The 21,134-nt window shown below is 57.8% G+C and carries 15 protein-coding genes; 3 read left to right on the forward strand and 12 right to left on the reverse strand.

Annotated features, from left to right (window positions below; translation table 11 throughout):
• Positions 1–6: 6 nt before the first annotated feature.
• Together AB1644_06045 and AB1644_06050 are read right to left on the reverse strand one after the other, a co-directional pair.
• Positions 7–180: a hypothetical protein gene (locus AB1644_06045; GenBank protein MEW6050608.1), complete on the reverse strand. Its 174-nt coding sequence runs from the start codon at positions 178–180 to the stop codon at positions 7–9.
• 76 nt (positions 181–256) lie between these two features.
• A complete protein-coding gene (locus tag AB1644_06050) occupies positions 257–673 on the reverse strand; it encodes an Rrf2 family transcriptional regulator (GenBank protein MEW6050609.1) in 417 nt (138 codons plus the stop codon).
• A gap of 338 nt (positions 674–1,011) precedes the next feature.
• On the opposite strand from AB1644_06050, the gene AB1644_06055 reads away from it, so the two are divergent.
• Both AB1644_06055 and AB1644_06060 read left to right on the forward strand, forming a co-directional pair.
• The gene (locus AB1644_06055; GenBank protein ID MEW6050610.1) at positions 1,012–2,532 is read left to right on the forward strand and encodes a T9SS type A sorting domain-containing protein; all 1,521 of its coding nucleotides are present in this window, start codon (positions 1,012–1,014) and stop codon (positions 2,530–2,532) included.
• 141 nt (positions 2,533–2,673) lie between these two features.
• Entirely contained in the window at positions 2,674–5,136 is a 2,463-nt protein-coding gene (locus tag AB1644_06060) for a T9SS type A sorting domain-containing protein (GenBank protein ID MEW6050611.1), read from the forward strand.
• Positions 5,137–5,179: 43 nt separating this feature from the next.
• Here AB1644_06060 and AB1644_06065 read toward each other — a convergent pair whose 3' ends face one another.
• The 3 genes from AB1644_06065 to AB1644_06075 are packed head-to-tail and all read right to left on the reverse strand — an operon-like array spanning position 5,180 to position 7,181.
• Complete coding sequence (locus tag AB1644_06065; protein MEW6050612.1) at positions 5,180–5,650, reverse strand: N-acetyltransferase; 471 nt, start codon at positions 5,648–5,650, stop codon at positions 5,180–5,182.
• Positions 5,647–6,531 (reverse strand): RimK family alpha-L-glutamate ligase, encoded by an 885-nt coding sequence (locus AB1644_06070; GenBank protein MEW6050613.1) that lies wholly within the window; start codon positions 6,529–6,531, stop codon positions 5,647–5,649. Before AB1644_06070 ends, AB1644_06065 begins: the two co-directional genes overlap by 4 nt.
• Entirely contained in the window at positions 6,519–7,181 is a 663-nt protein-coding gene (locus tag AB1644_06075; protein MEW6050614.1) for a RimK-like ATPgrasp N-terminal domain-containing protein, read from the reverse strand. Before AB1644_06075 ends, AB1644_06070 begins: the two co-directional genes overlap by 13 nt.
• Before the next feature lie 160 nt (positions 7,182–7,341).
• Here AB1644_06075 and AB1644_06080 point away from each other — a divergent pair, with 160 nt between their 5' ends.
• On the forward strand, positions 7,342–7,653 hold the full coding sequence (locus AB1644_06080; protein ID MEW6050615.1) for a hypothetical protein: 312 nt from the start codon (positions 7,342–7,344) through the stop codon (positions 7,651–7,653).
• 132 nt (positions 7,654–7,785) lie between these two features.
• On the opposite strand, the gene AB1644_06085 is transcribed toward AB1644_06080, so the two are convergent.
• From AB1644_06085 to AB1644_06115, 7 genes are all read right to left on the reverse strand, one after another.
• Complete coding sequence (locus AB1644_06085) at positions 7,786–9,543, reverse strand: ABC transporter ATP-binding protein (GenBank protein ID MEW6050616.1); 1,758 nt, start codon at positions 9,541–9,543, stop codon at positions 7,786–7,788.
• Positions 9,497–10,960 (reverse strand): radical SAM protein, encoded by a 1,464-nt coding sequence (locus AB1644_06090; protein MEW6050617.1) that lies wholly within the window; start codon positions 10,958–10,960, stop codon positions 9,497–9,499. The genes AB1644_06085 and AB1644_06090 overlap by 47 nt, the downstream gene beginning before the upstream one ends.
• Before the next feature lie 52 nt (positions 10,961–11,012).
• Positions 11,013–12,125 (reverse strand): radical SAM protein, encoded by a 1,113-nt coding sequence (locus AB1644_06095; GenBank protein ID MEW6050618.1) that lies wholly within the window; start codon positions 12,123–12,125, stop codon positions 11,013–11,015.
• A complete protein-coding gene (locus AB1644_06100; GenBank protein ID MEW6050619.1) occupies positions 12,122–13,486 on the reverse strand; it encodes a radical SAM protein in 1,365 nt (454 codons plus the stop codon). Before AB1644_06100 ends, AB1644_06095 begins: the two co-directional genes overlap by 4 nt.
• 796 nt (positions 13,487–14,282) lie before the next feature.
• On the reverse strand, positions 14,283–19,232 hold the full coding sequence (locus AB1644_06105; GenBank protein MEW6050620.1) for a PAS domain S-box protein: 4,950 nt from the start codon (positions 19,230–19,232) through the stop codon (positions 14,283–14,285).
• A gap of 172 nt (positions 19,233–19,404) precedes the next feature.
• Positions 19,405–20,115, reverse strand: coding sequence for a nucleotidyltransferase family protein (locus AB1644_06110; protein ID MEW6050621.1), 711 nt, complete (start codon positions 20,113–20,115; stop codon positions 19,405–19,407).
• Between the two features lies 1 nt (position 20,116).
• The gene (locus tag AB1644_06115) at positions 20,117–21,121 is read right to left on the reverse strand and encodes an NAD-dependent epimerase/dehydratase family protein (protein ID MEW6050622.1); all 1,005 of its coding nucleotides are present in this window, start codon (positions 21,119–21,121) and stop codon (positions 20,117–20,119) included.
• Positions 21,122–21,134: the final 13 nt, after the last annotated feature.

Consider the following 21,134-nt stretch of genomic DNA (forward strand, 5'->3'; position numbering starts at 1 on the left):
TGCCTCTTACTTGCCGTGATGGCATCCATCGGCGAACCCCTTGATGAACGCAATCGCATCTTCGGCCGGCTTCTTTTCCAGCCGTCCAACAGTCTTGGCCTCTTCTACCATTTTATCGAGGCAGTCGAGGACGATCTCGATAACCGGGTGCTCGCTTGAGAGAATCTCAGTCGGTTTCATATAGGTCTCCTTTTGAGTTTGTACATCTATTATCTCGAATCGCATGTGTGTATCCGTTTAATCGTCAAAAAAAATCTCACGACGGCAGCGTTACTTTCTTGTCCGCCAAGTCTTCGATGGTAGTCTCGTTGAGAAACTCCAGATAACTGCGGCGAATGACAGCCCATCGATGATGCACCGCGCAGGGGGAGTCATCGCGGCATCGTTTCCTCCCCAGAAAGCAGTCGCCCCATCGGCTGACCCGGTCGATCGGCTCCACGACATCGTAAAGAGAGATCTTTTTGGGAGAGCGGGCGAGCCGAAAACCGCCGCCGAAACCTTTCTGCGATTCCACGAGCCCCTGCCCGGCCAGCATTTTGAGCAGCTTGCCCAGGTAGTTTTGGGGAGCGCCGATTTCTCGCGCGATATGGGCAGCGCCTGCGTACTCACCAGGTGCGAGACGGGCCATCAGGGCGAGTGCTAGAGCAGCGTTTATACCGGTCTTTGAAATCATGGCTTTATCCTAATCACATGTCAATATGCTATTATATGTCGGTCTGTCAAGGTCAAACTTGAGTTTTTTTTGGCTACAAGCATTGTGTCGACTTGTGAGGGATTGTATCGAAGACCTTCAATCTCCGCTATTGATTCACGAAAAACTAACGTATGCGGCGCAACCTCTTGGGTGACATCGTGTTGACTGGGGAGACGCTCCTCGACGTGCCATTCCTTTTCCCTCACAGCCTTCAATTTCTTCTTGGATAATCGGGGTCGGGTCAGTATACTTGGACTGGAATATTTGTTAACTACCTACCATCCCGCTTCGCCATGAGGAGGCAGAAATTGCGCTCAGTGAAGGAATCCCTGGTTGTAGTTGCGGCGGTCTGCGCGATAGCAGCACCGCTAAGTGTGCGTGGAGCGCAGCTGCGGTTGGAATCCAGATCGGCGGTCATGCCGGCGGTGATGGATTCCGTGTCTATCTATGTGGACAGCCTTGAAGCCCAGATCGGCGGGTACAGACTTCTCGTATCGCTCACCGAGTCCGCATATTCAATAGTCAATGTCAGGCCGGGAGAACTGCCCATCCAGTGCGGCTGGGAGTACTTCACCTGGCATACATTGCCACATCACCCGCTCGAAATGTCGTCACATACCGGACTCCTTGAGATCACGGCGCAGGCATCGGCAACAAGCGGCTATATCCCGGCCTGCTATTCGGGGCCATCCCCGATGGAGCTGGCTCGCATCACGCTCTTGATGGGGAGTGACGGGCCGTACCACCGGATGTTTTGTCAGACCGAGCCGCTCAGGTTCTTCTGGCGGGATTGTGATGATAACGTCCTTTTGAGTGTAGATGGGGACACGGCCCTGGTCGCGTTCGAACTTAAGGAACAAAGCGCCCAATTTCCTTCAAATGACACTGTCTCCTACCCCTTCCCCGGCTACGGCGTGCCAGGCAGCGGCTGTGCTTCGTACCCGGGTCGTGCGTATGTGCCTTCTCTGACGGCAGTGAATGGCACGTTCGATTTTGTCTGCCCCGAAACCTGGTCGCTTGGTGACATAAACTTGAACGGCTTTTCGCACGAGTCGGCCGATGCCGTCGTGTTCACCAATTATTTCATGCACGGCCTTGCTGCGTTCCAGATCAACATAGCCGGACAGATTGCGCAGAGTGACGTCAACCAGGACGGTCTGACGCTGACACTTGCCGACCTTCAGTATCTTTTCCGGGTGATCATTGGCGATGCGCCACCGGTGCCGGGCCCAAGCTTGAAACCGGCACCACCAAGCGAATACTCGGCCACACTTGAGGTGGCCGAAGTTTCCGGCCTTACCAACCTTACAATACGAAGCGATGCCGTGATCGGCGCGTTGTATGTCAAGTTGCTTGGGATTGACGGCGTATCGCCCACCCAACCGAATGCCGAGGCGGGCTGGATCGGCGACACTGTGACATTCCTCTTGATCAACTCTGATGGCTCTTCGGTTCTAATACCGGGGACACATCTTCTGGGCGAATTAGGTGGCACGGCTACACGGATCGTTAGCGCCGATGCCGTTGATGCCGCCGGACGTGTGATGATAGTGCATACTGATAATGAACATCTCCCCCGTTTATTCAGCCTGGCACAGAATTACCCGAACCCGTTCAACCCGACCACTACGATCAGTTTTGATTTGCCGGTCACATCTGCATGGAGGCTGACAATCTACAACGTGACTGGGCAGGAAGTGGCGGTGTATTCGGGAGAATCCGTGGCCGGGCGCCAGGAAGTAGTGGTTGATGGGGTCCGCTTGGCATCGGGGGTGTACATGTACCGGCTTGAAGCTAACGGTAGGTCCGAAACGCGAAAAATGATACTCTTGAAATAATGACAGGTGAAGTTGAAATGCGTGCGAAATTTTTAGCAGTATTCGCGGTCGTGGCCGCTTTCTGCGTGATGACCGCGGGTCAAGTCCTCGGGCAGCTCGATAACGATCGATGATGTAGTCGGCAAGTACGGGGGTGGTGTAGTGGACACGGTTCGGACGGGCACTCCGATCACATTCAAACTGCGCTACACCAACGGGGCTGGGGCGAATCTCAATATCTCAAATGGATACGAGATCTACTCTCCCGATGGCGCTACGTGGTCTGGACCAGTAGTGGGTGACACACTGACGGGTGCAATTCCGCGCTCCAATTGGGACCTCGGGTTCGCCATGAACGTGTTTCCCGGAACTGGTGGCTATGACACGGTTGGCATTATCGGTGCCAAGCTTTCAGCAATTGGACTTCCTACAGGGTTTAATGGCGTGCCGTATGGCCTCAGAATCGGCAGCTTCGACGACGCCGAGAGTGGTCTGCATGTTTGTGTCGACTCCGCCTGGTTCCGTCCGGGCGGGACTTGGAAATGGGTAGGCACGGGGGGGCTGAATGTGTACCCGACGTGGGGTGGGCCATACTGTTACACGGTTTACACAGCACCGCCGATTCCTGTTCAGATCACGAATTGCGTGACGTCCTTATTAGGCAGTCACTGTTCGACATTTACATATGATTTCGACGCTATAGACGCCGAAGGGGACCCGATTACGTTTCAACTGGTTTCAGGTCCGGGGACAATAAACGCCAACACCGGCGTTTGGACGTGGACAAATGCGACCTTGGCAGATGTCGGTGCGTCGAGAACGATCGTCGTTGAAGCGTGTGACCCGTTCGGCTGTGGCCAGCCCTGCACGATCAACATCAATGTGACGAACGAGGCGCCCGTGCTGCTATCGCCGGTATGTGGCACGAGTACGTTGATTTCGCTTGGTCAAACGGAGACTATTGATGTAAATGCGACCGATGCCTGTAATGACCCGTTGACGTACTCAATTGCGAGTGTAACACCTTCGTTTAGCGGCACAATTTCGATAAATCCTACTTCAGGTATTATAACGGCCACTCCGCAGATTCTGGATGCAGTGTACACCGTAGCGGTTGCCGTTACCGACGGCAATCTGTCCGACACTTGTCAATTGGAGATCGAAGCGGTCAGCGGCTGCCCGTTTGGGCTTCAGATTTCCAAGGAGCACAATGTGCCGCAGGGAGGGTACTGGTCAGTCCCAGTCACTCTAACGAAAGGTGATGCGACTGAAGGTCTCGGCGGCTTTGATATCTTGATCGCCTATGATAACTCTGTCCTGTCATTCCAGAATGCCAGTCTCGGTGCCGCGTTTGGTCCGAGCGGCTGCAGGTGGGAGTATTTCACGTACCGATTCGGCGCCGACGGCAACTGCGGCGGTGGCTGTCCGAGCGGTTTGGTTCATGTGTTTGGCATAGCCGAGAGCAACAACGGCGCCAATCACCCGCTCTGCACGCTTCCGGCCACTCTGCCGGCTACGTTATTCAATCTCAATTTCCTGGTGAGCAATGATCGGACACTGGAATGTCAATCGGTGCCGATCCGGTTCTATTGGCTCACCTGCACCGACAACGTGCTGTCGAATGCGGCAGGCGATGAAGCGTACATGAGCTGCACCGTGGCTGAGGCCGAGAGCCCCCTCATAAATATTGCGAATTCAAGCGTCGGGTTTCCCACCTACCTTGGCGCGCAGGATGCCTGTTTCACTGGCGGTGGTCCCGGCAAGCCGACCCCGATCACCGCAATCGACTTCATCAATGGTGGAATCGATATCGTCTGCGCCGACTCGATCGATATCCGCGGTGATATCAACCTGAACGGCCTGGCGTACGAGATCGCCGACGCGGTCAATCTCACCAATTACTTCGTCAAGGGTTTGGGCGCGTTCACGATCAACGTGAATGGTCAGATCGCCGCCTCCGATGTCAACGCCGACGGCATCAGCTTGTCGGTGGCAGATCTGGTGTACCTGGTCCGCGTGATTGTCGGCGATGCCAACCCATACCCGAAGATCAATCCGGTGGCGGTGAACTATGCGGTCAACAACGGGGTGATCTCGGTCGATGGCGAGATGGGCGGGGCGTTTGTGGTGCTCGAGGGGAATGTCGCCATCTCGGACAATGACCTGCTGTCGCACGGCATGACTATGAAGTCCGAATTTGACGGTGTCAACACGCGCGTGATCATCTACCCGCCGTTCGAGGGTGTGAGCAGAACGGCCGGTTTCACTGGGGATTTTCTCAATGTCCGTGATGCCAACATTGTTTCACTTGAACTGGCGACAATCGACGGCGCCCCGGTGACACTGAAGAGTGCGGAATTGCCGACCCGATTTGAACTGCATCAGAACTACCCGAACCCCTTCAACCCGAGCACGACTATCAGTTTCAGTCTGCCGGTGGCCTCGGCGTGGACACTGAAAATCTACAATGTCGCCGGGCAGGAAGTCACGAGTTTCACAGGTGACGACGCAGCCGGAGAAAAGACCGTGACAGTCGAAGCCAGTGGTTGGGCTTCGGGAGTTTATTTCTTTACGTTGGATGTTGGGAGCTTTTCCGAAACCCGGAAGATGCTGCTGATAAAATAGAAGTGAGAATTCAGGGCAGGAGTGTAGTGCTCCTGCCTTTCGTTTATTTGAAGGGCGCGAGACTTTTCCTCATCGCCAGCCCGTTAGCGCCATCGGCGTAATAGCCCGGCAAATCCCCAGTGATTTGGTAACCGAACCGCTTGTACAATCCGATCGCCGCCTTGTTGTCGGCACGGACTTCGAGCGAAATGGTCCTGCAGCCACGCTTGATGGCAGCTTGCTCGCAGGCGGTCAGCAAGAATGCCCCAAGCCCCTTGCCACGAATACGCCCATCAATGGCGATTGAAAAGAGCCTTCCGACTCTGGACCCCTTTCGCCAGAGCATGAATGCAGAACCCACCAGTCTCCCCTCAAGATCAAGCGCGAGCGGTGTGCAGTTCGCTTTGGTCAGAAGATAACGGAGTTGCGCGCGGGTGAAGCGGTCCTCACCGAAACAGTCGGCCTCAAGTTGTTCGATTCGGGGAAGGTCAGCCAGTGTGGCCGGTCGGATAGTTGGCTCGGAACCGGGGGTCATCCCCACTCGCCGACCAGATAGCGGATAAGCCGGTCGTACACCTGCGGCGTGCCGTGGTCTTCCTCGCCGGCATTGATGGTCGGGTTGTCGTTCACCTCGATCACCACAAAGTCGTCCTCGACCTGCTTGATATCGACACCATAGAGCCCGTTGCCAATCGCCGCGGCGGCCTGCACCGCTACTTCCATCAAGCGCGGGTTCACTTTGGCGGTATCGAATGTCCTCACTCGTCCCCAGATGACTCGTCCGCCTTCGGTGTAAGTGAGCACTTTCCAGCGCCGTTTGGGAATCAGGTACTGGCAGACATAGAGCACTTCGCCGCCGAGCACGCCGACCCGCCAGTCGAATTCGGAACTGACAAACCGCTGTACCACGATGCGGTCGGCCCGTCTGAGGAAGCGTTTCCCCACGCGGACAAAATCCTCCGGCGTGGCGACCCGGTCCACATACATAGAGAAGCTTGAGTTGGGCGCTTTGAGCACCAGCGGCGTGCCGAGGGTATCGAGCAGGCGCGAGCCGTTCTGGAGAGTCAGGTCGCTTTCGGCCAGGAACAATGTCTCCGGCATCGGCACGCGCGCCGCTTGCAGGTGGCGATACATGTTGATCTTGTCGCAGCATACCACGATTGAGTTGGGATCATCAATCACTCTCAGCCCATTGCTTTCGGCGAGCCGCGCCGCCACATAGGATGAGTTCAGCGGGTCGGTCAACGCCCGAATAAACAGGGCATCGTACGAGGGAATCTTGTACATGTCCGCCCGAAAGAGGACGTCCAGTCGATGTCCCATCTTCTGGGCCGCCTGGCCGAGCCGCAGCACCGCGCCCATCTCTTCGGAGCGGGTCATGGTGTACCGCTCGATGAATACGCCTATGTTCGCCATGTGACTGCTTTTCTGATGTAGGCAAGCTCGCGCTCGGACAAACGGGAGAACGGCAGTGGCTGAATGCCGCTGAGCAAGATCTCGCTCTCGTGCGTGATAATAACGCGCACACGCGACACCGGGATACGATAAAGATTCCAGACTGCCGAGGCGAGTGCCCGAAATCGCGGCACCGGGCTGAACCCCAGGATCGCGCGGAAATAACTGAGTTTGGCGCGGTGAGGAAATTCCTGGCAGCAGACGGCATAGGTGAAATTGCGCGTCAGCGACTTGGCGATCCGCTCCTGTGCGGTCGCTTTGTAGACAAGGCTGTGGCGCGACATGAACGGATTGACAGTATCCACCAGCACCGGAGGTTCGAAGTAACCGTTGGAAATATAGAAATTCGGGACCGGCAGCCCGGCCGCTTTGGCTTTCTCCAAAAAGAGCGGCATCACGTAGGCATCCATAATCTCTTGACAGGTGGGATGGACGGTGTGGCCGGTCGTTTCGAGGTCCTGTGAGCCGTAATAACCCAGTTTCATGTACCGGTAGTCGCCGGCCATGTTGACAATGCAGTCCTCGCCGTTGAGATAGCCGACGGGAATCCCTCGAAGGTCCGGTGGGGTGACCTGCGGCGGGGCGATCACTCGCTCGATGACCGGTCTCATAACTCCTCCCCCGGGTTGACGAAAGGGCGGCGTACCCCATCCCTTTCCGCCGGCAGGTCGCTTCGAGCTACCTGCCCCTCTTGCAACGGATATGGGGAGCGACTACTTGGAGGGTGAGTATCGCCCGAACTTCCTGGCATCTCGGTATTATGGAAATTAGATGGCATGGGTACTTTCACCGGAATCTGGCGACCGGCCCAATGACGCAGCACGGAAGGCCGGACACGGAGACAAGTCGGGGTATGTGGTGGAACGTGCGGAGGTGCGCCGAATGGCGGAGACACTGCTCCCTCGGCGAACCAGTTTCATGGGCGCCTCGGCGGGCGCCGAATCGGACGAACTTGATTGTGTCATCGTAGTGCCGAAATACACTCTCGGTCTTTTTAACTCCTCGCTTCTCACGCTACCAAATGATCGGGCGGAAACAACGACCACCACCGAGTACTTGTACGCAGAAGTCGCGACAATGTAACCGGCGGCCAGTCTGGGCTCAAGAAAAAAATCTCGTCTCGCCGAAACTTTTCTGGTGGGGGGCGGCCCGAAGGACTATCCAGACCGCACTGAGCGTGAGACCAAACCGGCAGACACTCCCTGCTGGGCTCGGTCAAAGGAGCATTTGCTTCCGCGCCAGTTCCCGGTACAGCAGGCAGCGACCGGTGAGCTCATCATGCGTCCCCTGGTCGACGATCCGGCCATCGTCAAGGGCGATGATGCGATCGACGTGCTGAATCGTTGCAAGCCGGTGGGCGATGATGATGGCGGTCTTGTCCGCCAGCACGTGCGAAAGCGACTCCTGGATCAACTGCTCGGAATTGGAGTCGAGGGCCGAGGTGGCCTCGTCAAGGATGAGCACGGTCGGATTCTTGAGAATGGCCCGCGCCAGACAGAGCCGCTGCCGTTCCCCTCCGGAGACGGTTACCCCGCGCTCGCCAACTTCAGTCCGATACCCCTGCGGGAGCTCCATGATGAACTCGTGGATATTGGCGGCTTTGGCAGCGGCGATGACATCGGCCTCGATGGCTTCGGGAAAGCCATAGGCAATATTGTCATAGATGCTCATCCGGAACAGGAACGGGTCCTGTTCCACCAGCGCAATATGCCTGCGGAGCGAGACAAAGGAGAGATTGCGTACATCTATGCCGTCGAGGCAGACGCTTCCGTGCTGCGGGTCAAAAAAGCGCATGAGCAGGTTGATGATGGTCGTCTTTCCCGAACCGGAGGGACCCACCAAAGCTATTTTCTCCCGCGGTCGCACGACCAACGACAGACCATCCAGCCCGAATCCCTGGTCGCCGTAAGAAAACGCGACCGAATCGAAGCGGATCTCCCCGCGCGGCTTCTCCAGATGAACCGGCGTTGGCGATTCAACGATATCGGCTGGGATATCGAGGTACTCAAATACCCGATCGGCCGAAGCCATCGCCGACTGCACCTGGATATGTGTCTCGGCCAGCCCCCGGACGGGCGCGTAGAGATAGGTGAGCAGAATGTAGAACGCGATCAGCTCTCCCAGTTTCATGCCGCCGGTCGCCACCAGATAGACTCCCCATGCCAAAACCACAATGGGTCCGACCATATTGATGAACTGTACGAGATTCACACCGAGCGACGTCGTCTTGCTCACGTTGACGATCAAAGGGTTTATCCGGTTCTGGATAGCTTCCACGCGACTCTCTTCATGGCGTTCCCGGCCAAATGCCTTAATGGTCTTTACGCCCAGCATCGCCTCCTGCAGCCGAGCCGATAGTTCCGCAATTGTCTGTTGCATGGTCGTCACGAGGCGGTTCAGGCGCAGACCGAACCGATGGGTGGCGTATATGGTGAGTGGAACGGGTACGACCGCGACCAGTGTGAGGAACCAGTTCGTATGCAGCAAATAGGCCATAATGCCGACCAGCATCAGCAGGTTGGTCAGAAACATGAGAAGCGTGACGGTGAGCAGGTCCTGAAGACGGCCGACATCGGACAACAGACGCGACATGATCTCGCCGGTCTGATGCCGGCTGTGGAACTGAAGCGACAGCCGCTGCACGTGGCCGAACAGTTCCAGCCGAATATCCCTGATGATCGCCACCCCGATATACGCCCCCAGATAATCCCGCAACCACGCGAACAGAACATCGAGGAGATAAATACCGAACAGGAATGAGCCGAACAAAAATACGGGTGTGTAGTCAACCGCCTCCCCTGCGGATGCCACCAGGCCGGGGATCAGCGAGTCGATCATGTATTGTATCGCGCCGGGCAGAGCCAGGCTGAGCCCGGTCAACACGACCATGATCACGAACATGAGCGCTTCGTAGCGCCAGTACGGCCTAAGATACGACCAGAGTCTTCTTAGCTTCCGCGTATCGAGGATCATCCTGCCACTCCGGGCTGTATTTGAGGGCGGCAAAGGCGAAGGCACGGGGCGCCAGACACTCCTGCATCCGCCGTTTTCGCAACGCGGCCATCCGCTCCCACAGGTCCACATTGGCGCCGTCCAGATCGCTCGAAGGAACTGATGCCTGCGACGCTGCCGTCTGGTCACTATCAGCACGCCACCACTCTGAACTCAGAAAACGGCTGCCGAAGGTTGTTTCAAAAAAGGTGCGGTTGCGATCTATCTCGCAGCCGGGGAAGTCCAGAAAACCGTAGTACGCCCACATGAGATACGAACGGTCAATGGCCAGCCGCTCATCAATGAACGCAAAGGTCTCTTCCAGCGTGGCACGGGTCTCGCCCGGGTGATTGAAGATCATGTTGGCGCGATGCAGAATGCCATGTTGGTTCAGAAGGTCGCTGACATGCCGGAATCGTTCGAGATACTTTTCCGGCCGCTTTGTCTTATGCATAAGGCCGAGCATTTGGGGGGAGGCGCTCTCGAGGCCGAACTGAATCTCCAGCCTGGGTAACCGGGCGAGGAGTTCTATATCGTCATCATCCAGATACTCCGCGCGCGTCTCAAATACGATCCAGAACGGCGGCGCGTACTCAGCCAAAAGACGCAGAAACTCCTTCCGCCAGCCGGGTCGCATACCGAAACAGGCATCGGCAAACGCAATCGCATGCGGTTTGTGTCGCTCCGCCCCGACGACGATCTCGCGCATCGCGTGCTCCGGCGAATAGGCCCGCCAGCCCCCTTCCTTGAGGGATTCCATGCAGAACGAACACCGGAACGGACAGCCTCGAGACAGAAATAGATACAGATTGGAAAGCCCAGTTGAAAAATGCCTGTTCACAAAATGATCGATCGTGTCCCAGTCGTGTCCCACCAGTTCGTCAGGCGCCAGCGATCTTCCCGCAACAACCGAAGTGTGATCGGGACACCCGGTTAACGAATACCGTTCGGCGAGTTCCCCAAGAGCGATCTCCCCCTCGCCGACCACCACGTAGTCTATCAGGTTATCCGGCGTCAGGAAGTCCTTCGGTCGTGCGGAGGGATGGTAGCCTCCCACAACGATCAATCTGTCCGGATATAGTTCGCGAAAGATCCGCGCACAGGCCATCGTGGCCGTGAACGAAAGACTGGTCCAACAGGATATCGCCAGAATATCGAAGGGGTGGCGCTCGAAATATTCGCGCACATGTCGTTCGTAGCGCCGGATCTGAGCCGGGGAGCAGGGTCGGCCGACGCTGACCTCGAAATCCTCATAGGTGACCTCAAACCGCTCGGCCAGATACGACGCCAGAAGCAGCAACGGGGTTTTGATCTCGATGGGAGGCCCTTCCGACGGCGTATAGAAAGTCGACGGATGCAGCAGCAGAATCGATGGAGTTGCGGCCATAGTGCCGGTCACGCTCTCTTTTCGTATGGTTGCGGGGTGCCGCTGGTCACATCACCGGCATCCATCACACGGCCGCTTTACCCTTTATCTCATTCGGGAAATAGCGCTCCAGCATCTCCGTAACGAGATTCGGCTCCGGCGCGGATATTCCTGCAGCCTGCTCCATCCGGTAGATGCAGTACGGATTGTCGGCGCGGCAGCCGGTGGCCGACACCGAAGTCGTGGCGCAACCACCTCGGCACAGCGGCAGGTAGCGGCAATCGTGGCATGCCCCCGATGCGGTCTCGCGCGTGAACTTGCGGTTATAAGCGAAGCCGTTCGGGTTGTTCCATATCTCCGTGAAGGACTTTTTGCGGATATTCCCTTCCACGAACTCCTCCGGCATGGACAGGCAGCCTTTGACATCACCATTGGACTCGATACCGGCAATTCGCACACCGGCGTAACATCCGGCATACGGCGTGTCGTCAAGTAAGGCGTTCCCCTTGCACCCGTAGTAACCGATATTCTCGCCTACGTCGACGGTGATATCCGTAGCCTTCTTGAGCTCAAGACATTTATCGATCAGTTTGGGATAATTATCGAGAGACAACACCAGGTCTTTGTGGCTTTTCATCCGGCCGGTCGAAGTACACATCTGAATGCGCCACACCTTGCAGCCGAGATCCACCAGTATGGCATGCAGCGGGTCCAGTTCCTCCAGGTTGATATTGGACACCTGGGTCAGAGCGCAGAAACGCACGCCGGCCTCGCGCATATACCTCATGGCGTCGGTGGCACGGGCAAAGCTGTCGTCACGCTGGCGAATGTAATTATGCACCGGCTCGGTGCCGTCGAGACTCACCCCGACATGATTGAACTGAAGCGCCGCCAGATTGCGGGCGATCTCCGGTGTGAGGGCGTAACCGTTGGTCACCATGTACAGGCGCGCCCCCTTGTCCTTCACTCGTGCCGCCAGCTGCCGCCAATCGTCACGCATGAGCGGCTCACCTCCGGACAGCGTGATCGACTCACACCCCAGCCCGGTCAATTCGTCGATGAGATTCAGTGCCTCCTGCGTGGACAGCTCGTCGGGGCGCCGCTTGCCGGCCGATGTGCCGCAATGGATACAGCGCATGTTGCAGGCGAAGGTGATCTCCCAAACCACGGTGTGTGGGAAGAAATGAAAATCGCTCATACGGACTCCTTGGTTGCTGGGGTCGGGGTCCCCTGTCGTGCCATCTGCTGCTGCCGCGAACGCGCGATCACTTCCAGCATCGGGGCAAGGTTGAATTTCCAACTATCGCAATATTCCTCCGCAGGCAATGCCCGGTCTGACCTGCGTGCGGGACATCCTCCCATGCACACTGGCAGAATAGAACAATCTCGACAGGATTTCTCTTCAAACGGATCAAAACTAAACAATCGCAGGAACTCCGCGTGCCGGTAGTCGATATCGCGCGCGATGTTCCCCATCGACTTCGATTTGTCTCCCGCGTAATTGAAACAGCGATACATGTCGCCGTCCGGGTCGATCAGAAACGAATTGGTCAACTGTGCGAAACAGAAATTCATGATCGGTCCAGGGAGCTTCTCGATCCGGAATCCCTGGTTCAACAGCTCGTGCGACAATGTCAACTCGGTCTGCGAGTAGCTCCGTGTCTCGAAGCAGTGCTCCGAGATATTGGCGCAGGCGGCGGTCGCCGGCTCAATCATACCGAAATAGACGCCCACCCTGTCCCTCAAACCGGCGGCGGTGAGTTCATCGGTCATCCCCCGGATCATCTCCGGCGTGAAACTCTGATCGATATTCACACGCACGGAAATTGTCATCTTCTCGACCGCGTACTGGAGGTTGCGGATAATAGTCTCAAAGCTCACCTTGCCGTTTTTGAGGGGGCGTTTTCGGTCGTGAATTTCCGAGGGACCGTCCAGTGTCACCTGCACCTGAGACACGCGAAGTGACACGAGACGATCCACCGTCTCCGGCGACAACAGGTAGCCGTTGGAGATCATCGAAGCTGCGTATGCGAACTTGTGCTCGCGGGCAAGGTCGAACACCGATTGGGTGATGTCATCGATGATATCAAGGGCCAGAAGCGGCTCGCCGCCGTACCATGAGATCTGGAGGTCCTTGAGTTTGGGCGCCTGCCGTTCGATGAAGCCGATCAGCGATTCCACCACGCGGGACGACATCCGACCGGATTTGTTGCCTTCGAAACAGTACTGGCAGGCCATGTTGCAGGCCATGGTCGGCGCGATGACGAGTCCGAGCGACGAAGTCTCCTGCCGGGCCCGCCGATATCGGAATTTCAGCCAGGCAAACTGATCGTCAACGTCATCATACACGAATCGGCCATGGCGAAGCTGCTCGAGCAGCTCCGACTCCTGAGCTGTGAACGATGCGGCCCCATTGGCGGCCAGCTTGTCGACCAGAAGCTGATAGGTGGCGTAGTTTTCTGCCGTCATCATGGCCACGGCGCCCGTGTAGGCGTTGAAAGCCAGGTAATAGTCTTCCCGGTATGGAAAGAAATGATTGTAGGGCGAAAGCCGCGTCATCACACACCTCTATACCATGCGTTTTGAACGGGGAGGGACTGCTCCCCCCCCGCCTTCGGTCTTGATCAGGCCGGCTCGCCCGGAACACCGTACAGCGGCTTGATCCTGCAGAACGTCGTGCAGAACGCCGTGCAAGGGGGTTTCGCTGCCAGTTCGGGGTCGATCAAGTAGATCATGTTACCTCCTTTAACGGTTTACCGTTTCGCAGCGCCGATCAGATCGGCACGCCATAAAGCGGAAACGCTACTCCCTTGCAGAACCTGGTGCAAACCTCCAACTGGGCCTTGACCGGGTCGATCAAATAAATCACAGCAGTCACCTCCTTACGCGTTTAGGGGTTGTGTGTAGTGGGACATTACCTGTACCATGTGCTGGTACTTCACCGTCACGTCTGCTCACATTCACAAAAAGGGTATGCCGGGCCGGCGGGCTGAGCGTCAGGTTCAAGAGGATGACTGAAGGATACCCACAATCGTCACTTGTGCCAGCATCCGCCTGGCCCCGTTTGCCCGGACTATCGAGCGTGCCTGTGCTGCTTTCAGGCTGAGAACTGCCCGATCATGATTCTCTCTTGCTCAAAAGGTAACGTTCGTGGACAATGGTGTCAAGGACAAAGTCGTCCGGTATATGCGATGTCGCACACGCGCCGCACGGAAACGACTACCGATTAGTATTCATTCAATGCAATGCGCCGTGCGTGCATCCGTCCGTGGGGCGCGTCAACTGACGTGTGAGTAATGAGTTGGATCGTGCGATCCGGTGTGACGACAGACCCGATCTCCGTCGCACGACGGCGCTACGAAACGGGGGACGGCGAAGAGAGCAGACTGCGGATGGTTCGTTCAATTTCGTGGGCCAGAAGCGGTGTTCGTACAACAGCGCTGCACGGCAGAAGCAATGTGGTGCCATCAAACAACATCTGCGGATTCTCGGCTGCCACAACGACAGGAATATCGGGCCGCAGACGATGGAGATCGTCAAGAATGGTCTCGGCGTTATCAACAATCATCCGGTAGTGGACCAGCAGCAGTTGGAAAGACCGAGCCCTGTCCCGCAAGCGCTCCGCAGCCTCAGAGGTATCGACGCACACCGTGACCCGGCAACCGGCCCGCTCGAGTGTCCAGGATGCCGCTTCCGCTTCCGATGCCTCACCATCGATCAGAAGCACGCTGACGGAACCGGATCCGTCTTTTTCGGACCATGCCGCCGCACGGGGACTGCACGCCGGGAGATAGATATGGAATTCGCTCCCCTTGCCCGGTTCGCTCTCCGCACAAATGTGCCCGCCATGCTGTGTGATGATGCCGTGACTCACGGCCAATCCCAGACCCGACGCTTCGCCGCCTGCTTTGGTCGTGAAGAACGGGTCGAATATCCGTTTGAGCGTTTGACGGTCCATGCCTCGGCCGGTATCCCGGACGCTCAGATGCAGGTGCGGACCCGGCAGACTCCGGTGACACGACTGGCAGCGGCCTTTGTCGGCGGATGGTCCGGAGAGTGCGAGTGTGAAACTTCCGTCCGCCTCCATGGCATCGGCTGAGTTGAAGGCGAGATTGAGGAGCACTTGCTGTAACTGCCCGGCATCGGCCAGCACCGATGGAGCCAGCTCGCCATGCTCGAAGGTCACAACCACGCGAGTAGGAAGGACCGAACGCAGCCTTGCGAGTGTTTCCACGATAATGTTCTCCAGTTGGACAACCTGCCGCTCTCCGACCTGCTGTCGGCTGAACGCCAATATCTGCGCCACCAGGTCGCGCGCCCGGTAGCTCGCCTTGAGCACTTCGTGGAGACGTTCGGCCGGTGCGCTACCTGCCACGAGGTCCTCGAGGGTCATTTCGGTATACCCGATGACCGGCACGAGCATGTTGTTGAAATCATGGGCGATCCCCGCCGCCAGTGTGCCGATCGTCTCGAGTCGCTGCGCTCGCCGCAACTGCTCTTCCAGGGCCGACTTCTCCCGGTCGATCCGCTTCCTCTCGGTGATATCCGCTACGATCACCTGTGCCACCGGCCTGCCATTGAGCGAATTCCGCGCCGCACGACTTTCGATTTCAACCACCGTGCCATCGAACCGCAGCAGCCGGTGCTCGTGAGGCGGCAGTTCGGCCTCGCCGTCGACAGCGGCGCGAATATGTTCGGACACTTCAGCGCGACAATCCGGGTGCACCAGATCGGCGAACCGGCGGCCGACCAGACCGGTCGCATCCGGCGCGCCCAGCATGCACGCCAGCGCCCTGTTGGCAAACAGAATTCCGCCGTCGACAATGACGGCTACACCAAGGGGCGAAAGCTCCACCAGGCTTCGGTATCGTTCTTCAGAGGCTGCCAGCGCCTGCTGCGCCTGACGCTGCTCCGTGATATCGATGAACACGCAATGCGTCTGGAGTAATTGACCGAGGTCATTGTACCCGACCTTGCCGTTGAACGATACCAGCCGGGTATTGCCATGCTTGCACACCATCTCGAATTCGACCCCGACTACGACGCCCGCTGACTTGAACTGATCGAAGGTATGGCGAAACTTCTCCGCGCACGCCGGGGTGAGAAAATCGCCAAACCAGCGTCCCAGGACATCCTCTCTGGAGTATCCCAGTGTGGTGAGCCAGGTTTCGTTAACTTCCAGGATGTGGCCCGACTCATCGAGCGATTGATACGCTATCGGCGCCCGCTGGAACAACTGGCGAAACTTGGCTTCGCTCTGCACCAGGGCCTCCGTGGTTCTGAGCCGCTCTTCCTCGGCGCCGATTGCAGCGGCAAGGATCCCCAGAATAGTCGTGTCGGCGTTGGTCAGATCCGCGCTCTGCGTATACACGACGCACAGCGAACCTACCACCTGTTCGCCACACCGAACCGGATAACCTGAATAGGTCTTGAGACCATATTTGGCCACGTTGGGATCGCTTTGCTGATAGACTGTGGCCGACAGGTCGCGAATGAGAAGTGGCTCCGTCGACCCGGATCGGATAACATCATAGCAGATGTGGCCGTCCGGCTGGTCCACCGGATTATAATCCGGGGGCGTGTGCCATTGGCCGACCGAGTAGAGCATATTGCCGACCAGACGGTTGTACAAGGCGCAATCGGCGTGCAGAAGCTCTCCGCACAGCGCCGTAATGGCACTGATATTGGCCGAAGGGCTTGATTCGAGATGCAGCAGGGTCTCGTTGATACGCAGGAGACGTTCTTCCGCGCGGTGTCGCTCGGTGACATCGTGAAAACTCCAAACTCGGCCAACGCTCACACCCGCGATCGACTGCGGTTTCGATGAGCGTTCGAATACACGACCATCTTTGAAGCGGAGTACGTCAAAGCTCTCCGTAGTCGGAGAATCGTACAGTTCGCGAACCTTGGCCAGGAACTGTTCCGGCTCGGAAAGCTGACTGAGGACGAAATCCAGCAGTTGATGATCATCGCGTGTAGCCAATAGCGTGTCCGATATCCGCCACATCTTCTGGAAACGCTGGTTGCAGATAACCACCCGGCCACTGCGGTCAACCACCAAAATACCGGTGGCGGTCGATTCCAGGGTGGCCTGAAGGAGCGACAGGGATGATTCCAGATCCGCCCGGATTTTTCGCATATCGGTGATATCGATGCCGGTCGCAACATAGCCGATACATTCGCCGCTCGCTTCTATTCGTGGCGCCGCCCTGAGGAGCAGCCGACGGTACTCCCCGTCGTAACGGCGCAAACGAACCTCTGCCTCCACCGAGAGCGGACGACCCGGATCGGCCGAGAGTCTGGTCTTGAGCAGTTCTCGGTCTTCTTCGTGAATCCCTTCGAGCCATTGCCGGCCCAACTCTTGTTCGGAACGTCGGCCACGGAACTCCAGCCATGTAGTGTTGAAGAACACCGCCTCACCCGCGCTGTCGGTCACCCAGATCAGAGCCGGGGCCGAATCGGCCATCGTGCGGAACCTCGACTCACTTTCACGAACGGCCTCATCCTGGCTCCGTTCGGCGGTCACGTCGCGCCCCATGCAGATTATCTGAGGGGGCATCCCTGCTGTGTCGGGCAAGGACGACAGGTTCCAGCTCACCAATCGCAGTGCACCATCACCTGTCCACAGTCGATGTTCTAGACTGCCAACCGGTTTGCCGCGCAGAGCATGCGTGAATGCCGTGCGGACATCATCCTGGCACGTTTCCGGTACGAAGGCTGTGACGAATTCAGTCCCAATGGCCTCACTCCGCAGACGCCCAGTCAGTCGCTCGGCTGCCTGGTTCCATTCGACCACGCGAAGCTCACTGTCCAGTCCCATAATGATGCTTCCGGCTGTGCTGATTACCAGCCGATACCGCTCCAGACTCAACCGTAACGCCCGCTCCGCCCGTCGCAGTTCGGTCACGTCGGCGCCGATCGCCCACGAATACCAGCCCGGGATAGGGACCCAGGCAGAGACATTTGACCACAAGATAGTCCGAACCGATCCGTCCTTGCACGTGATATGCACTTCCCGGTCGCGGTAGTTGCCGCGGTCTTTCTTCCACAGCTCCCGTACCTCTTGCCGATAAGCCGGGTCGGGGAACAACCGCTCTTGCGGGGCGGGGTCGGCAGTCATTTCGGCGCTCGTATAACCGGTGACTCGTTCGCACTCCTTGTTCCAGACCAGCACTCGTTGTTCAGCGGACATAGCCGCCATCATGACCGGCATATATTCAAGCACCGCCCGCAGACAGCGTTCGCTTTCCTCGATCTGGCGCTCTGCCTGGCGGCGATAGGAGATATCCTGTGCGGCGATGATTCCGGTGAGGCGGCCCCGGTACTGCAGGGCCCGAAGCCGAACTTCCACCTCGATGACAGACCCGTCCTTGCGCAGACACCGGTATTCGTGAGGGGTGCCGTCAGGATTCTGATAGCGGGACATCGCAATCTCACGATCTTCCGGCGCCACGAAATCGGCAAAATGTCTCCCCCGGGCCTCGTCCAGCGTGTATCCGAACATCCGGCATGCCTGCTCGTTGGCTTCCACCACGCGGCCATCTTCGACCAGCACGATCGCTTCAAATGCGGCCGAAGCCAGCGCCTGACATCGCTCCCGGCTGTCGAGCAATTCCTGGCGACGTTTGAGCCGCTCGGTCACGTCGCGCGAAATACCAACCGAGCCGGTGAGTCGACCCTGCGCATCCAGCAACGGCGATATGGTCAACTCGATCGGGACAAGCCGACCGTTTCGATCGCTGACAGTGAACTCCTTCTGGAATGTTCCCCCGTGCGCGAGAGTCTCACGAATCTCTGTCTGAAGCCCTTCATCCTGCCCGGCAAACAGCAGATCGGACACGTATCGGCCGACCGCCTCTTCAGATGTCCAGCCATACATTTCCTCAGCACCCTCGTTCCAAAACGTCACGACGCCGATCTTGTCGACTGCGATGACCGCCTGCGGTATCGCCGATAGCAACGCAGATTGCCGCGAGGCGGCGCGATCGCTTCCGCTATTCCTGGTTAATGAGGTGGCCGATGGTCGGTTGGCAGGATTGGCGGGCAGAATCAGGCTGCCCAAAGTTGCTGCCGCAACGGCAAGCAAGGCCAACAGCATCGCTACCACCGCCTGGATATCATTGTGAGTGACAAAGCTATACAATGCGGCTGCTTGTAAGAGACTGGCGACCAGAAGACCGGCAATCGGGAGCCACCGAAGCGACCGCCAGCCAAAAGCGTGACTTCTTCGGATCAGGATGTAACCGGACGCGGCGGTTAACGCCATGGCCAGCAGATAAACGGCGACCTGGAGGATCGGACTCACGGCCCGGAGTTCCACTTTCGTCAGCTATGTATTGTCGTTTCCGAACTACCGCAATCGTAATTCAGTCAAGCGTATCCTATCCCCGTTCTCGGGGACACGGGGAGCCCGCTCTTTTGTAGGATTATCGGCTGAGAAGTCTATATCTTGACTGTGAGGGACTGGCTAACGCCTATCAGATTGAACCTTTGGAAAAGGCACGGATGGTGTCCACATCTCTCAGAGCCCGTTCGTAGTCGGCAGGTCGACCGATATCCAGCCAGTACCCGCTGAAGGGGAATGTCATGACCGGCAGACCTCGCGCAATCAGATCGATCATAAGCTCGTCGAAACCGTACGGTCGATCTTTTGGGATATATCTGAGTATCTCCCGTGAGAACACGTAGATGCCCATCGAGACCGCGAACTGGAGAGATGGTTTCTCCTGGAAACCGGTCAGGCGACCGGACGGGTCGGTCTGGAGCACGCCGAAGTCGACCTTTTCGGACCGAACGTGGCTGGCTATCGTTGCCAATGGTCGCCTGGCCGCGTGGAATTGGAACAATTCAGCGATGTCCAGGTCGGTCAAAATGTCGCCATTGGCAACGATGAACTGCTCCGGTAAATCGGCTATTCGCGTGAGAGGACCGGCCGTGGACAGCGGCGTATCTTCGATCGCATACCGGATCTCCAGCCCCAGGGAACTCCCGTCACCAAGGACCGCTATGACCAAATGCGCAAGGTGATTGACCGCAACATGCACGCGGGTCACGCCGGCCTTCTTCAGGTGGCGCAGCAGGATCTCAATAACCGGTGTGTCGCCGATCGGCACCAGCGGCTTGGGGATATCGCTCGTGTACGGCTGCAGCCGCGTCCCTTTTCCGCCTGCCAGTATGATCGCTTCCATATCAATCGTTCCGATACAACCGGTTGTCCGGATCCTTGATCATGCCCGTGCGTATGGCGGCCGCTATCTCACGAATGCCGTCGACTACGCGCTGCTTGGGCACAAAACCGAGGGCCTTCTTGATCTTGTCAAAACTCACGCGATAGTCGCGCGGATCTTCGTCGCAACGCACGCTGACGATGCGGCTGCGGGCGTCGTTGCCAAGCTCATCGGCGATCAGCCGCGCGAGCGTGATCTTCTGGTAGTTTTCGCCGGTGTCCCCCACGTTGAACGCCTGATGCGCCACGAGTTTGTCATCCGCTTCCAACGCCGTAAGACAGGCGCACGCCAGGTCGGACGTATGACAATACGGCCGCCAAAACTGTTCGCCGTACACTTCGAGCCTATGCCCCAGTGCCAGGGTGCAGGTGAATTCGTTGACGGTCAGATCGAACCGAGGTCGCGGCGACAGGCCATAGGCGGTGGCGAATCGCAGGCACACCGGCACGAACCGGTCGCGCTTCTGCGCCATAAGATACCGCTCGAATGCCACTTTCAACTCCGCGTAGAGCGAGATCGGTTTCAAGGGTGAGCGCTCATCGACATATTGCGAAGGGTCGGCCATTCGGCCGTAATTGGAGCAGGTCGACGCAAATACAAACCGTCGTACCCCCGCCGCCACCGCTCTTTCGCACAATCTCCTGCCGGCGTCGTCGTTGATAGCGCGCGCCAATTCCGGTTCCCTTCTGCAGGCCGGGTCCCCGACGATAGCGGCCAGGTGCACCACCGCCTCGATATCTTTGAGCGCGCCATCGAGGTCGGCGGGACTGCGTATATCACCGACGATCAACTCGAATCGTTCGTTCGTCGCGTGCGCCAGGAGCGAGGTCCCGCCATAGCGCAGACAATCCAGCACGCGCACGCGGTAGCCGCTTCGCAACAGCAGCGCCACGAGCACCGAGCCGATATACCCGGCGCCGCCGGTGACCAGAACGCAATCAAATCGACTCGCCGATATTGAACTCAGTTTGAACTCCGAT

The sequence above is a fragment of the Candidatus Zixiibacteriota bacterium genome, from assembly GCA_040753875.1.
Taxonomy (GTDB): domain Bacteria; phylum Zixibacteria; class MSB-5A5; order GN15; family FEB-12; genus DATKJY01.